The sequence below is a fragment of the Geminicoccaceae bacterium genome, from assembly GCA_020638465.1.
Lineage (GTDB): Bacteria > Pseudomonadota > Alphaproteobacteria > Geminicoccales > Geminicoccaceae > JAGREO01.
On the sequence record JACKIM010000001.1, the window covers coordinates 699195 to 713309 of the forward strand.

Annotated in this window: 18 protein-coding genes and 1 tRNA gene; 17 read left to right on the forward strand and 2 right to left on the reverse strand. The window is 60.0% G+C overall.

The features are described 5' to 3' along the window. Positions 1 to 82 precede the first annotated feature (82 nt). The 17 genes from H6851_03350 (at position 83) to H6851_03430 (ending at position 13453) form a co-directional block, all read left to right on the forward strand. Entirely contained in the window at positions 83 to 1270 is a 1188-nt protein-coding gene (locus H6851_03350) for an aspartate aminotransferase family protein (protein ID MCB9942644.1), read from the forward strand. Further along, on the forward strand, positions 1267 to 2169 hold the full coding sequence (gene argF / locus H6851_03355) for an ornithine carbamoyltransferase (protein ID MCB9942645.1): 903 nt from the start codon (positions 1267 to 1269) through the stop codon (positions 2167 to 2169). Before H6851_03350 ends, argF begins: the two co-directional genes overlap by 4 nt. 59 nt (positions 2170 to 2228) lie before the next feature. After that, positions 2229 to 3158 carry an Hsp33 family molecular chaperone HslO gene (locus H6851_03360; GenBank protein MCB9942646.1) on the forward strand — a complete coding sequence of 310 codons (930 nt, stop codon included), beginning with the start codon at positions 2229 to 2231 and terminating at the stop codon, positions 3156 to 3158. Beyond that, positions 3158 to 3730, forward strand: a complete 573-nt coding sequence (locus H6851_03365; GenBank protein MCB9942647.1) for a hypothetical protein — start codon at positions 3158 to 3160, stop codon at positions 3728 to 3730. Before H6851_03360 ends, H6851_03365 begins: the two co-directional genes overlap by 1 nt. A 41-nt stretch (positions 3731 to 3771) precedes the next feature. Beyond that, a complete protein-coding gene (locus H6851_03370) occupies positions 3772 to 5103 on the forward strand; it encodes an aspartate aminotransferase family protein (GenBank protein MCB9942648.1) in 1332 nt (443 codons plus the stop codon). 34 nt (positions 5104 to 5137) lie between these two features. Next, positions 5138 to 5914 (forward strand): 3-keto-5-aminohexanoate cleavage protein, encoded by a 777-nt coding sequence (locus tag H6851_03375; GenBank protein MCB9942649.1) that lies wholly within the window; start codon positions 5138 to 5140, stop codon positions 5912 to 5914. Between the two features lie 84 nt (positions 5915 to 5998). Then, a complete protein-coding gene (locus H6851_03380; protein ID MCB9942650.1) occupies positions 5999 to 6508 on the forward strand; it encodes a hypothetical protein in 510 nt (169 codons plus the stop codon). A gap of 55 nt (positions 6509 to 6563) precedes the next feature. Continuing rightward, a complete protein-coding gene (gene gspG, locus H6851_03385; protein ID MCB9942651.1) occupies positions 6564 to 7025 on the forward strand; it encodes a type II secretion system major pseudopilin GspG in 462 nt (153 codons plus the stop codon). After that, positions 7003 to 7395 carry a type II secretion system protein gene (locus tag H6851_03390; GenBank protein ID MCB9942652.1) on the forward strand — a complete coding sequence of 131 codons (393 nt, stop codon included), beginning with the start codon at positions 7003 to 7005 and terminating at the stop codon, positions 7393 to 7395. The genes gspG and H6851_03390 overlap by 23 nt, the downstream gene beginning before the upstream one ends. After that, positions 7388 to 7795 (forward strand): type II secretion system protein, encoded by a 408-nt coding sequence (locus tag H6851_03395; GenBank protein MCB9942653.1) that lies wholly within the window; start codon positions 7388 to 7390, stop codon positions 7793 to 7795. Before H6851_03390 ends, H6851_03395 begins: the two co-directional genes overlap by 8 nt. A 38-nt stretch (positions 7796 to 7833) precedes the next feature. Then, positions 7834 to 8490 (forward strand): prepilin-type N-terminal cleavage/methylation domain-containing protein, encoded by a 657-nt coding sequence (locus H6851_03400; GenBank protein MCB9942654.1) that lies wholly within the window; start codon positions 7834 to 7836, stop codon positions 8488 to 8490. Further along, entirely contained in the window at positions 8487 to 9374 is an 888-nt protein-coding gene (locus H6851_03405) for a general secretion pathway protein GspK (GenBank protein MCB9942655.1), read from the forward strand. Before H6851_03400 ends, H6851_03405 begins: the two co-directional genes overlap by 4 nt. Before the next feature lie 2 nt (positions 9375 to 9376). Continuing rightward, entirely contained in the window at positions 9377 to 10465 is a 1089-nt protein-coding gene (locus tag H6851_03410; GenBank protein ID MCB9942656.1) for a PilN domain-containing protein, read from the forward strand. Further along, complete coding sequence (locus H6851_03415; protein ID MCB9942657.1) at positions 10462 to 11010, forward strand: hypothetical protein; 549 nt, start codon at positions 10462 to 10464, stop codon at positions 11008 to 11010. The genes H6851_03410 and H6851_03415 overlap by 4 nt, the downstream gene beginning before the upstream one ends. A 201-nt stretch (positions 11011 to 11211) precedes the next feature. Beyond that, entirely contained in the window at positions 11212 to 11577 is a 366-nt protein-coding gene (locus H6851_03420) for a phosphomannose isomerase type II C-terminal cupin domain (GenBank protein MCB9942658.1), read from the forward strand. Positions 11578 to 11618: 41 nt separating this feature from the next. After that, positions 11619 to 12365 (forward strand): SDR family oxidoreductase, encoded by a 747-nt coding sequence (locus H6851_03425; protein ID MCB9942659.1) that lies wholly within the window; start codon positions 11619 to 11621, stop codon positions 12363 to 12365. Positions 12366 to 12565: 200 nt separating this feature from the next. Further along, positions 12566 to 13453: a transferrin-binding protein-like solute binding protein gene (locus H6851_03430; protein MCB9942660.1), complete on the forward strand. Its 888-nt coding sequence runs from the start codon at positions 12566 to 12568 to the stop codon at positions 13451 to 13453. A 96-nt stretch (positions 13454 to 13549) separates the two neighbouring features. Here the strand turns inward: H6851_03430 and H6851_03435 are convergent. Together H6851_03435 and uraH are read right to left on the reverse strand one after the other, a co-directional pair. Further along, positions 13550 to 13625 (reverse strand) — tRNA-Thr (locus H6851_03435). A 100-nt stretch (positions 13626 to 13725) separates the two neighbouring features. Continuing rightward, positions 13726 to 14106, reverse strand: coding sequence for a hydroxyisourate hydrolase (uraH, locus tag H6851_03440; GenBank protein MCB9942661.1), 381 nt, complete (start codon positions 14104 to 14106; stop codon positions 13726 to 13728). Positions 14107 to 14115: the final 9 nt, after the last annotated feature.

The following is a 14115-nucleotide window of genomic DNA, read 5'->3' on the forward strand; positions in this document are numbered from 1 at the left end:
GCCGGTGTGGCCGCCAGGGGTGGGCGACCGCACCGGCAACGGCTGAATCCGTTCATATCCCATGCGCAAAGAAACGTCCGACATGACCAAGAACGAAGCCATTCCCAGTCTGCTGCCCGTCTACAAGCGTATCGATCTGGTGTTCGACCATGGCGAGGGTGCCTGGCTGTTCACCAGGGACGGGCGGAAGTTTCTCGACTTCGCCAGCGGCATTGCCGTTACCGGTCTTGGCCACGCCCATCCACATCTGGTGAAGGTCCTCCACGAACAGATCGACCGTGTGTGGCATGTCTCCAACCTGTTCCGCATCGACCATCTCGAACGGCTGGCGGATCGACTCGTTGCAAACAGCTTTGCCGAAACCGTGTTCGTATGCAATTCGGGTGCGGAGGCGATGGAGGCCTGCATCAAGATGGCCCGGCGGTTTCACTGGGCCCGCGGGCAGGCCGGGCGCCATCGCATCATCACCTTCCAGGGCAGCTTCCACGGGCGCACCATGGCGACCATTTCGGCTGCGGGAGAAAATCGCCTGACCGAGGGCTTCGCCCCCCTGCTCGACGGCTTCGACCAGGTCCCCTTTGCCGATCACCAGATGGTACGCGATGCCATCACGGATCAGACGGCGGCCATCATGATCGAACCGGTACAGGGAGAAGGTGGCATCCGTCCCGTTCCGCAAGAGTGCCTCAAGGGCCTGCGACAGCTGTGTGACGAACATGACATCCTGCTGATCTTCGACGAAGTGCAGTGCGGCATGGGCCGGACGGGCAAGCTGTTCGCCCATCAGGTGGCCGGTGTCAGTCCCGACATCATGGGCTCGGCCAAGGGGCTTGGCGGAGGTTTCCCGATCGGTGCGTGTCTCGCGACAGCGCGCGCTGCGTCCGGCATGACAACCTCGACACACGGTTCCACCTTCGGCGGCAATCCACTGGCGACAGCGGCTGCCAACGCCGTACTGGACATCATGCTGGCCGACGGCTTCCTCGATGGCGTGGTCGAACGCGGACGCTATCTGCGCGAGCGACTGGAAAGCGTGGTTTCAGCTCATCCCGATGTGCTCGAAGGCATTCGCGGCGAAGGGCTGATGCTCGGCATGAAATGCGTTGTCCCGCATCTGGAATTTAACGCCCGATTGCGTGAAAATGGCCTGTTGAGCGTGCCCGCCGCGGACAATATCGTGCGCCTGCTGCCACCGCTCATCATCACTGACGAAGAGACCGACATTGCCGTCGGCATCATCGAGGAGACCTGCCGGTCCATGAAGTCATGAGACATTTTCTCGATCTTTGCGATCATTCGGGGGACGTGCTTGCGGCCATTCTCGACCGCGCGGAAGAAATGAAGAGCGGGCGGGATTGCAGCAAGCCACTGGCGGGCAAGACCCTGGCGATGATCTTTGAAAAATCGTCGACACGTACCCGCGTCTCGTTCGAAGTGGCGGCCTATCAGCTCGGCGGCCAGGCCATCATGCTGTCGAGCCGGGAGATGCAGATGGGGCGCGGGGAAACGGTCGCGGACACCGCCCGCGTCCTGTCGCGCTACGTCGATCTCATCATGATCCGCACGGATGCCCATCACAAGCTGACCGAACTTGCCGAATTTGCCACGGTGCCGGTGATCAATGGCCTGACTGACGACAGCCACCCGTGCCAGTTGATGGCCGATGTGCTGACGATTCGCGAGAAGCTGGGATCCGTGCGCGGCAGGCGGATCGCCTATGTCGGCGATATCGCCAACAATATGGGACGTTCATTCATTCATGCCGCCGTGCGTTTCGGTTTTGACCTGCGACTTGCAGGCCCCGCCGAACTCGCTCCGGCAACGGCCGATATCGACTGGGCCCGCGATCATCAATGCCACATCGCGGTGACGACCGATCCCGTCGAGGCCGTAGCCGGTGCGGATGCCGTCATCACGGATACCTGGGTGTCGATGGGCGACGACGATACGGACCGCCGGCACGAGATCCTCAAGCCCTATCAGGTGAATGATGCGCTCATGCGTCACGCCGCACGTGATGCCATCTTCATGCACTGCCTGCCGGCTCATCGCGGTGAGGAGATGTCGGCTTCCGTCATTGACGGTCCGCAATCGGTCGTATTCGACGAGGCGGAAAATCGACTGCATGCGCAGAAGGCCATCATGGCCTGGTGCCTCGAAGAACATTGAACTGATCTGGCATGTGCAAGACCGTCGCCTCCCGGACGCCGAACTGCTAAGTAACGTTCATGTCCGACCTGCGCCCCATCTCCGATGTTCTCCGCCCGTTCCAGATTGAGCGGACGCAGCTGCGTGGCCGTGCTGTGCGCCTCGGCGCTGTCGTCGACCACGTCCTCGGTTCACACGGCTATCCGGAGCCCGTCTCGCTCCTGCTGGGCGAATTGATGGTGCTGGCAGCGGGTTTTGCCGGTGGGCTCAAGTTCGAAGGCATGTTCAGCCTTCAGCTTCGCGGCGACGGTCCGGTCGGCATGATGGTTGCCGATGTTACCAATTCGGGAGCGATGCGCGGCCATGCGAGTTTCGATGCCGCTGCGGTCGCGGCCGCAGGCGGTGAGGCCATGCCCGGACTCGAATGCCTTCTCGGCAAGGGACTGATGGCACTGACCGTCGATCAGACGGCACATGGCGGGCAGGTCTACCAAGGTATCGTGGAACTTGGCCGCCGCTCGCTTCAGGATGCGATGCTCGCCTATTTTCAGCAATCCGAGCAGGTTCCCACAGGTATCCGTTCTGCGATCCATCATGATCCGGTCCATGAGACTTGGTGCGCAGGAGCAGTGATCGTCCAGGCAATGCCCGGCGAGGGTCCTGCGGATATTGCCTCGGCGCGCCGGGATGACGATTGGCGGCGGACCATGCTGCTGCTGCAGACATTGACCGATCACGAACTGGTAAATAAATCGTTACCACTCGACGACCTGCTGATAAGACTTTTTCATGAGGACGGCGTACGCGCATTTCCGCCGTTGACACTCGCTTTTGAGTGCTCGTGCAACGTCGATCGCGTGAAGAACATGCTGCGTCAGTTCGGCGCCACCGAGATCGAGGACATGCGAGACAATGACGGCAGGATCACGGTGACCTGTGAATTCTGCAGCAAGATCTACCGCTTCGATGATCAGAATCTGAGTGACATCATGAGAGGGCTACCGAATTGATGGCGAGATATGTGGCGTTTGCCCTGCTTGTCGTGCTCACAGCCTGCCGCTCGTCCGCGGATATCGAGCCTGCCGTGACAACCAGCAGCCGGGCGCCGATCACCCTTACGGTCAACGAAATTCACGAGTCGATCGAAGCGTCGCCTCCGGCCAGCGGTACATTCAAGGACCGCCGTCGCAGCGCAAGACTGGGTGAAGCCGCCAAATCCTTCCTGCAGACCCGGTTGCTGGCAGGCGGTGGCAGTGGAACCCTCAATGCCGTCGTCACTGAGGCCACCGTGATCGAACATTCCCGGGCGAAGACAAGTGGCTTCATGGACTTTTTTGTCAGCGAGCCCGATGCCGATTTCGAGGCTGAACTGGCCGTAAGACTTTCGATCACGGACGGACTGGGCGTGGAGACGGCCTTTGCCGAGGTGAAGGTCGCCCGAACGAGGGCCGTACCCGAGGGACTCGATGTGATCGAACAGGACGCGATTTCAGAGGCGCTCATCAACGACCTGCTGCGGCAACTCGACGAACAGCTCACCAATACAGCCAACGACGATCTCGCCGCCTACAAGGCATTCTGAACAGCTTTCGCGCCGATGGTCCACTTCTTCGGGAGAAAACCATGAGCCATGTATTCTATCGCCACCTGAAGCAGGCCTACCCGCGTGCCGCTCGCGGTGACGGTGCCTATATCGAGGATAAGGACGGCAAGCGGTATCTCGACGCCTCGGGCGGTGCTGCCGTTTCGTGCCTGGGGCACAGCGAGACACGGGTCATCGAGGCGATCAAGCAGCAGCTGGATCATATCCCCTTCGCGCACACGGGATTCTTCACCACGGATCCCGCCGAGGCACTTGCCGACCATCTGGTGGCAAGGGCGCCCGAAGGCATTGACCTCGTCTACTTCGTGTCAGGCGGCTCGGAAGCCGTCGAAGCGGCACTCAAGATGGCCCGGCAATATTATATCGAGACAGGACAACCGCAACGTCGCCGGTTCATTGCACGAAGGCAGAGTTATCATGGGAACACACTGGGTGCCCTGGCCGTTGGAGGCAATCAGTGGCGGCGCGCCCAGTTCGAGCCGATCCTCATGGACGCGGACCACCTCACACCCTGCTATGCGTATCGGGAACAGCGTGAGAACGAGCACGACGATGCCTTTGTCGACCGGCTGGTGGCCGAGCTCGAGGCCCATCTGGAGAAGGTCGGTCCGGAAACCGTGCTGGCGTTCATCGCCGAGCCCGTTGTGGGTGCCACCCTCGGTGCCGTTCCCGCGATATCGGGCTATTTTCGCAAGATCAAGGAAGTCCTCGATCGTCACGGAATTTTGATGATTCTCGACGAGGTCATGTGCGGCATGGGCCGCACGGGCCATCTGTTTGCATGTGAAGTCGATGGCGTCGCTCCCGACATCATCACCATCGCCAAGGGACTGGGTGCCGGCTACCAGCCGATCGGTGCCACGCTGGTGCATCGGCGCATCAGTGATGCGATCCGTGATGGCTCGGGCTTCTTCCAGCATGGCCATACCTACATGGCCCACCCCACGGCCTGCGCTGCCGCCCTTGCGGTGCAGACTGTCATCGACGAGGACAATCTGCTGGAGCGGGTCCGCTACCTGGGTGACAAGGTCGACGAAGCCCTGCATGATCGTTTCGGTAACCATCCGTTTGTTGGCGATATTCGCGGTCGCGGGCTCTTTCGTGGAGTCGAGATTGTCGCCGACAGGTCGACCAAGGCGCCGTTCGATCCGTCGCATTCAATCCACGCCCGCATCAAGAAGGCGGCCATGGCCGAGGGGCTGATCTGTTACCCGATGGGCGGCACGATCGACGGCCGTCGCGGTGACCATATCCTTCTTGCGCCACCGTTCATTCTCACAGAACCACAGATCGACGAACTGGTCGAAAAGCTCGGGCGAGCGGTCGACTCCGTCCTCGACAAGGTCGACTGACATGCGACCGGATCTGGATCGTCCGTGTCGGATCATGGTTGCACCGAATGGGGCAAGGCTGACAAAACGCGATCATCCCGCCCTGCCGATGACACCCGTGGAGATGGCTTCCACGGCAGCCGCCTGCCTTGAGGCCGGTGCCGATTCGATCCATCTGCACGCTCGCGATGGCAGGGGCGAACACACGCTCGCCAGGCACATCTACGAGACCTACATCCTCCATGTCCGGCGCGCGGTCGGTGATGCCATGCGCATTCAGATCACCACCGAAGCTGCCGGCAAATATACGCCAGAACAGCAAATGGACGCGGTTCGCACGTTATGCCCCGACGAAGTTTCCCTGGCCCTGCGCGAAATCATCCCGAACGATGCCGCCACGAGTACGGTGGCATCATTCCTGTTGTGGATGAAGCAACGCGGAATCGAGCCGCAGTTCATCCTCTACGATCCCGATGACATCAGGCGATTCAACGTGCTGCGGGCACGTGGCATTATTCCCTTCGATGATCCTTCGGTAATCTTCGTTCTCGGCCGGTATCTCGAAGCAGGTCAGGTGGTCGAGCCGAGGGCGCTGCTCGAATACCTCGCGGCACATGACGGCCGGGGCCGATGGATGGTTTGCGCTTTCGGCAAGGAAGAGACGGCCTGCCTTACCGCCGCGGCCTGTCTCGGTGGTGACATTCGTGTCGGATTTGAAAATTCTCTTTGGCTGGGAAATGGCGAACTGGCGGCGGATAATCAAACCAAGGTTGACGAGATATGCCGGTTAGTGGATTCTGTCGGTCGAATTCGACATCGTCGTACTGGGTGACAGCAGAAGAGTCACACCTCTTTACGTTTACGGAACTAGGCATCACTCGTGAGACAATGGCACCCCGTCAGCAAGACCGTGGTTGTGGTCGGTGTCCTGGCGCTCGGTCTGGTAGCGCTCGACAGTGAACAACAACCATCGCAAGTCGCGATTGCTGCATCACCGTCACGGGAGCTCCCGGCGGTACCGGCCCGGCTTCTGGACATTCCCGACTTGCCGAGCATCAAGGACAACAAGCATGCCTTGCCACCTGCCACGTCATTCTCGGCCATAGTTCAACGCCCTCTGTTTTCGCCGCTGCGCAAGCCATCCGAACCTGTGATCGTTGCGGTTGAATATGTGCCCGAGGAGGATATCGAGCCGGCTGCCGGTTCAGAAATCCCTGAAGAACCGACTGAGCCGGCCATTTCCCTCGTTGGCTCACTGAGGCGCCATGGCGAGACGCTGGCCCTGATCATGCGCGACGACGGCGAGTTTGTCGAAGCGATCCGGAGTGGCGATGAAATCAATGGGTGGCGTGTCGTGGGTATCAGCGATACATCGCTTGATCTCGAAGCAGGGGGCGAACATCGGCGACTTGAAATCTTCAATTGAGTTCGCGACTCCCCCCAATCCGGAACAGAATTTCCGTCTTCAGCAGCATGAGGTCATGGTGAGAAAGCAACAGCACTCCACCCAAGAGTGTCACCGGCGCATTCGCGGTGAAGCTGGCTTCACTCTTGTCGAAATCCTCGTCGTGCTCGTCATACTCGGCCTGCTTGGCGCACTCGTCGGTCCGCGGGTATTGGGCTATCTGTCGAGCGCGAAGAGCGATACGGCGCGGTTGCAGGTCGACGGCATCAGCCAGGCGCTCGATCTTTATCGACTCGACAGCGGTTCGTACCCCAAGACCGCCGATGGGTTGGAGGCCTTGATTGCAGCGCCTGCGGACGTCAAGGGCTGGAATGGTCCCTATCTCGACTCCAAGGGCGTACCGCTGGACCCGTGGGGCAACGCCTATGTCTATAAATCGCCCGGCGACCACGGCGACTATGACCTCTCCACGCTGGGCGCCGACGGTGTTCCAGGTGGCGACGGCGAAGCCAGTGATGTCACCAGCTGGAAAGAATGACGCGGGTTTCACGCTCATCGAGTTGATGGTGGCCATGCTGCTGCTTGGCATGGTAACCGCTGTCGTTTTCCCCAGCATCGCCGCATTGGGGCGGCGCAACATCGATGATGTCGCCATCTCCGTGGTGAACAGGCTGCGGGAAGCCCGTATCGACGCCATGCGCAGCGGCGTCCCTCGCGAGATCGATGACGCCGATCTGGCGATGCTGGTGCCAGCCGACATGGAGCTCGAAGGAATGGAAGAGGGCGGTATCGTGCTGTTGCCCAATGGCGCCAGTTCCGGAGCGGAACTCGTCATCCGGTCGAAAAACGAACAACGGCACGTTCTTGTCGATTGGCTCACCGGTCGCATCGGCTTCGGCAATGGTTGAAGCGGTCCGGCATCGCAGCCATTCCAACGCCGGCTTCAGCCTGCTCGAACTGCTGGTGGCGCTCACGATCCTGAGCCTGTCGCTTGCGACAGCCTATCGTATCGTCGGCGGTGCGGTGGCGACCACCAGCTCTCGGGAACGGTTGGTCAGGCTCACCACGCTGGCCGAGGCCGCCATGAATGATCTGCGTCTGACCGGGCAGACGAGTGCCCATGCCCTCACCTTCGACTGGCCCGACGACATCGCGATCGATATCGAGGAGGAGAATGCCGACGATCTGGAAGTGACGCAGCCCACGCCTTTGCGCCGCATTCGCCTGAAATTGCGAGACGAAGATAATACCAATCTGGAGATTGCCGGCATCATTCGCCTGCATCTGCCGCCCGGTGACAAACAATGACGCATCGCCATCGGTCACCACCACGCCAATCCGTATCCGTGCCACGACGACAGGCCGGTTTCACACTGATCGAAGTCTTGATATCACTGGCACTGCTCGCTGTCGTGGTCGCACTTGTAGGTTCGAGCAGCCAGATATTCACCCGTGCCAGCGACCGGATAAGCGAGCATGCGGAAGCGGTCTTCGAGGAAACGCTCGCACGTTCCTTCGTGACCGACCGACTGGAAGCTGCGCTCTACCTCAATATCGGCAACACAGGTGAATACCGCGTCGGCTTCGAGGGCGATCAGCACTCGCTGCGGTTCCTGTCTCTGCGACCAGGCTACGAACACGGGAGAGCATTGATCACGACACAATTCGAGATCGACGGTCAAACGGGTTCGCTCATCGTGCGCATTGCCGGTGCGGCACCGGATTATCCCGATCTCGAACTCGATGGAAATATCACCGAGCGTACATTGCTGGACCATGTGGGAAAGGCGCATTTCGGCTATCTGCGTCGACCTGAGGATTCCGATGACGCTCCTGCCTGGGAGGATCACTGGAAGGATGAACGGCGGTTGCCGCTCGCTGTACGCCTGGTCTTTGACGATCCGGCTCGCGCACCCATCATTGCTGCATTGAAGCTGACAGCACCTCCGGGTTGTGCCAGCTCGAATGCGGATCTTGCCCAGGAAGGGTGCGGCGAGCTGTGAGTTCGGCACCACCCCTGAATGAAGTGATGCGGGTCGGGGAGAGAGGCGCTGCGCTGATCTTCGTTCTCTGGTTGATCACGGCGATCACTCTTCTCGTTACCGGCATGTCCGCCAGCCGCAATGCGATCGTGCTCGATACCCACGTGGCGATAGCCCGCCTGCGGGCGAAGGTGGCCATTGACAGCGCTCTCGAAGTGGCAGTCGAACAGCTTCGTGGACAGACGGTTCATCCGGATGGAAAGCTCGAGCTGAAGTTCGATGACGTCGCGGTGAGCGTGCTCACGACCGCCGAATCCGGACGGATCGACCTCAATGGCGCATCGGACGAACTGATTGGCGGACTCGTGAGCACGGCCGTTGAAGATCGTGACGAGGCCGCGAAACTGACCGATGCGATCCTCGACTGGCGTGACGAGAATGATCTCCGTCATCCGCAGGGTGCCGAGGAAAGCGACTACAGACGAGCCGAACTCGGCTATGCCCCGGCCAACGGGCCATTTCGCTATGCTGGCCAGTTGCGCCTCGTGCTCGGCATGACCCCTGACATAGCGAAACGGCTGGAGCCAATGGTGACAACAGAAACCGGAAGTGACGAAATCGATCTTTCCGGCGCCAGCGCATCGGTATTCCGCGCCCACGATCTCGCCCAGGGGCTGGATGTCGGCACCGGCCCGCTCACGGAGGAAGACAATCAGCCTCCCCCCTTCACAACCGACAGCAGCGGACTTTACAGGATCGACCTTCAGGCGGTAGTCGATGGCGGTTTCACAAGCAGGGCCGTGGCCATCGCATGGGTATACCCGACGACATCCGGACGCGACTATGAAATCATGGACTATCAGGGCTGGTTATTGCCGCGCGATAGCGGGTCAAACAAAGGTTGAACATGGCCTCTGAAACATCACGCCGATGGATCGACATGGATGGTGTTGTACCGCGCGCACGAGTCGAGCAGCCTATTCGCTCCTGCGTGCTGGCCCTATATGATGGCCGCCTGGTCAATCTCGTCCGGCGCACTCCCCGCAAGTCTCAGGAACTGGGTTCGGTTGAGATCGAGCACGAACGCGGCGAACACCTCGATACCCGTTCCGAAATGCTGCTGCGCGAGATAGGCGAGAGCGATCTGCCCATAGTACTCCGACTTGCGGCTGACAAGGGGCTGCGCTGCACCGATACCCTACCCCATGTGGGCAACGCCGAGTTGCGCGCGGTCATGGCCCATCGCCTCGACATGCTGACCCCGTGGAGCGAGCAACAGGTCTATTTTGATGCGTATCCCGGCGCCCGACTTGATGGCGGGCAGATGGAAATCGAGCTGACGGTCGTTCCGCGCCGCATCGTCGACGAAGCCGTGGAGGCTCTCGCCGCACTTGGCCTGACTGCACATTCCGTGGACCTCGCCGACAGCGACCCCTTTAGCGAGCCGCGTTACGACCTGCGCCAGCGGGCCAGCTTCGATCGCCCGTCGCGCCTGGTTCCGGCCGCCCTTGTCGTGCTGGGCCTGATCCTGGCCGTCGTTGCCGGTATTGGCGGCTATCAGTACTGGATCCAGTCCCAGAAGATCGACGAAAGGCAGCGGTTGGCCGATGCGTTGCAGCAGCGGTTGGCTGATGTGCCCGAATTGCATGCACGCATCGACCAGTTACGTGGCGAAGCCGATTATATCTACCAACGGAAGGCCTCGACGCCTTCGACGCTTGCGCTCATCGATGAACTCAGCGCCACCATCCCTGACGATGTATGGTTGACGCGGTTGTCGATTGATGGCGACGAGCTGACCGCGACAGGATACTCGCCCGATGCGTCGTCGCTGCTGGGAATCATAGAGGCCTCGACATATCTCTCGGCGGCCGAGTTCCGCTCTCCCAGCACCCGGCAGAAGATGCTGGTCGGGGACCGAGAGGTCGAGGTCGATGCCTTTTCCATCGGAGCGCGGGTCGATCGGATCGACACCGGTGCGGAGACTGATCCTTGAATCTCATGACCCGACGGATCCTGGCGGCGCTGGCCGCAGCCGTCGTTCTGACGGCCATGGTCTGGTTCCCATACGATCGATTTTCCCGTGAAAGCGAAGAACTGAGGCAGGTCGAATTGCGGGTGAGCGAACTGGAGAAACGGATCTCGACACGCGAGGAGTTGCTGGCGGAAGCCCGCTTGCTCGAACGGACAAGCCCAATCGAAGCCCTGCTCCTGCATGGCGACACCGCAGCACTGGCCGGTGCCGAACTGCAGGGCCTAGTCACCGTCATGGTCGAGTCGGCGGGAGGCGTCATCAGCCAGACGCAGGTCGTGCAACCACGCGATGCCGAGCCATTCGTGCAGATTGCGGTTCGCATCGATTTCGTGGTGTCCATGTCCGGGCTTCGGGACATACTTCATTCCGTGGAAACCAGCGAACCGGTGATGCTCGCCGATCGTATCACGTTGACCACCGAACGATCATCCGGGGCTGAAGTCGGGGAACACGTTCAGGTCAGCCTGGAAGTGGATGCATTTTCGCAGAAGGCGGCGCCCCAGTGAGGCCGTTCAAAATCTTCCCTTCCGGATAAAGGTGGCAACCGGTAACCGTCGCTTGGGATAGATTGAAGCGGTCCAGCCTGAATGCACGGTTGAAGAATGCATTCAGGTACGTTCCAACACGATACGGCAGTACGCTGAGTGGATGACGCCAGCGTTCATTGCCGGTAGTTTCAGCGGCAATTGCCATTTGGGAGAGATTGGATGGCCGACGTTCGATATGCTCGCGGTGAAGCTGACAATCGTCCGTGGGGACGCTGGGAAGTTCTCGAAACCGGTGATGGCTTCATCGTGAAACGTATCACCGTGAAGCCCGGTGGCGTGTTGTCGTTGCAGCTGCACCATCACCGCAGCGAGCACTGGGTCATCGTCGCCGGGAAGGCGCGAGTGACCAACGGCGACGAAACTTCCGACCATGATGTCGGCGCACATGTGCACATCCCCGTCGAGACCTGGCATCGTGCAGCCAACCCATTCGACGAGGTCATGGAGTTCATCGAGGTGCAGCAGGGCGAAATTCTCGATGAGAATGACATCGTTCGTCGAGAGGATTCCTACGGTCGGTCCTGATCGGCCCCCTGAAACGCGGATGAAAAGAGGACTGTCGACAGATGCGTAAAACCTTGCTCGTGACCGGCGGAAGCCGCGGGATCGGCGCTGCCATCTGTCGGCTGGGAGCGAAAGGCGATTATGACGTCGCCATCGTCTACCGCAAGGAGAAAGCCAGCGCCGAAGCTGTCCTGGCCGATGTCAGGCAATCGGGTGCCCGCGGCGTTATCATTCAGGCAAATACCGCCGATCCTGCACAGATCATCGCCATGTTTGATGAAACCGAGCGAATGCTGGGTCCTGTGGATGCGTTTGTTTCCAACAGCGGCATTATCCATGAGGGGCAGCCGCTGAGCGAGATCACAGTCGAGACTATTCGCCGCATCATTGACGTCGATCTCACCGCTCACCTGGTTGCGAACGCCGAAGCTGTTCGACGCATGGGACGTTCCCATGGCGGCAGGGGCGGCGCAATCGTCAACATTTCCTCGCGCGCGGCTCCGTTGTTTGGCGTCGGAGGATTTATTCCCTATGCAGCCGCCAAGGGAGGAATCGATGTCCTTACCGAAGGTCTGGGCCGCGAGGCCGCCGGCGATGGCGTCCGAGTGAACGGCATTCGCCCCGGCCTGATCGATACCGACATGCAACGGGAGACAGGCGTGGAGGATCGCATCGGCCGGTTCGGACCAGGCGTGCCCATCGGTCGTGGCGGGACGGCCGAGGAAGTGGCTGAAGCCGCTATCTGGTTCTTGTCGGAAAGAGCGTCCTACGTCACTGGTACAATCATCGATGTATCTGGCGGACGTTGATTCAATAATCACAGCAACCCTATAGCATACCAAACCTGAAATCCTTGTATTTTGGGATATTATTGCTTGAAATAATACAATATATTTTTATCAAAATAAATACTTAAAGTTTAATAGTTGACTTTATTTTTATCTATTAAAAATAATTGATAAAATTTTAATAAAATTTCATATTATTTTTACACAACTAGGATGACATCATGTCAAAGATCCTCAGGTCTTCATTTTGCGTTCTCCTGTCTGCCGGAATGGCAGCCTGCAGCGGCGGTGGAGGGGGAGGTCACGACAACGGCCCCGCTTCGCCGACCGTCAATGGAGGAGGTAACGACGTCGGCTCGCTCATCGGCGAGGCACGGCCATCGATCGAGTTTGCCGCCGCTCCCAACACTGCCAACGGCTCGCTGTCGCTCAACGGCGCCACGACCGATATCCTGTTCGACGGCTCGTTTCGCCCTACGATCAAGGTTACCGGCCGCGGCAGCATCGCCACCATGAACGACGCCCCGGTGAGCAGCTATGACGGCTTCAATGTCTATGTGAAATACGGCGGCACGGGCGATACGGTGATGATCGCCAACAGCGCCGACAAGTCACTGAACTACACGGCATTCGGCGTCTGGGCGCAAGGCGACATCGATACGCTCCTGGCCAATGAGCGGGGCCTCGTCACGGATGCTGCAAGCTTCTTCGGCGGTGCCCAGACATCCGTTCCGGCAACGGGAACGGCCACATACAGGGGAAGTGCGACAGCCATCGAGGTTGCCGCGAACGACAGCACGACCATGGGCCTGTACACAGGAGCCATGTCCGCTTCGGTCGATTTCGGCGCCAGGACGATGAGCGGGTCGATGGCATTGCGCAATGCGGCAACCAATGCCAATCTGACTGTCAATACCGGTGACATGAGCATTACCACGGCCAGCGGCCGCTTTGGCGGTTCGGATTTCACTTCGAGCGCCGGTCATGTCGGCAGCGGCAACGGCCGCTTCTTTGGGCCCGACCAGAACGAGATCGGCGGCGCCTTCCGGATTGCCAACGATACCTCGACGGTCATCGGCGCCTTCGGCGGAGCCAAGGACACCCCGTAGGCCAGAAATCGTCCGGCCGTCCTCGCGGTCAGCGACGGCCGGACCATGGAGGACATGGACCTCGACAGAATTCCATGAACCAGCGTTGCAGGAATCTGGTGCCGGCGGCAGGACTTGAACCCGCAACCCCCCGCTTACAAGGCGGATGCTCTACCAATTGAGCCACGCCGGCGACCGGGCGGGAAAATAGTGCATTTGCACGGGCTGTGAAAACAATAAATCCGGCGATGGCCCAACGAAATGTCACCGCACCTCGAAGATCGGCCGCGGGCTTACGACCCTCGGTAGGTCGTGTAGCCATAAGGAGATACGAGCAAAGGTACATGATAGTGACGATCCGGATCGGCGATGCCGAAGCGCAGGGGAACGTCATCCAGAAACGGCGGATCCGTCAGATCGACATCGCAGATCTTGAGGTAATGGCCGACATGAAACACCAGTTCGTAGGTGCCACGCGCCATGCTCGCGCCGTCCAGCAGCGGCTTGTCGAGGCGGCCGTCATGGTTGGTGACCACGCTGGTGATATGACCGCGCTCCGCCCCTTCGATCCGAAAGAGATCGACATGCATTCCGCTCGCCGGACATCCACGTGCCGTGTCGAGAATATGTGTGGTAAGTTTGCCGCTGGCCACTTCCCGTCCCTCCCTGGACATTCGCAATCC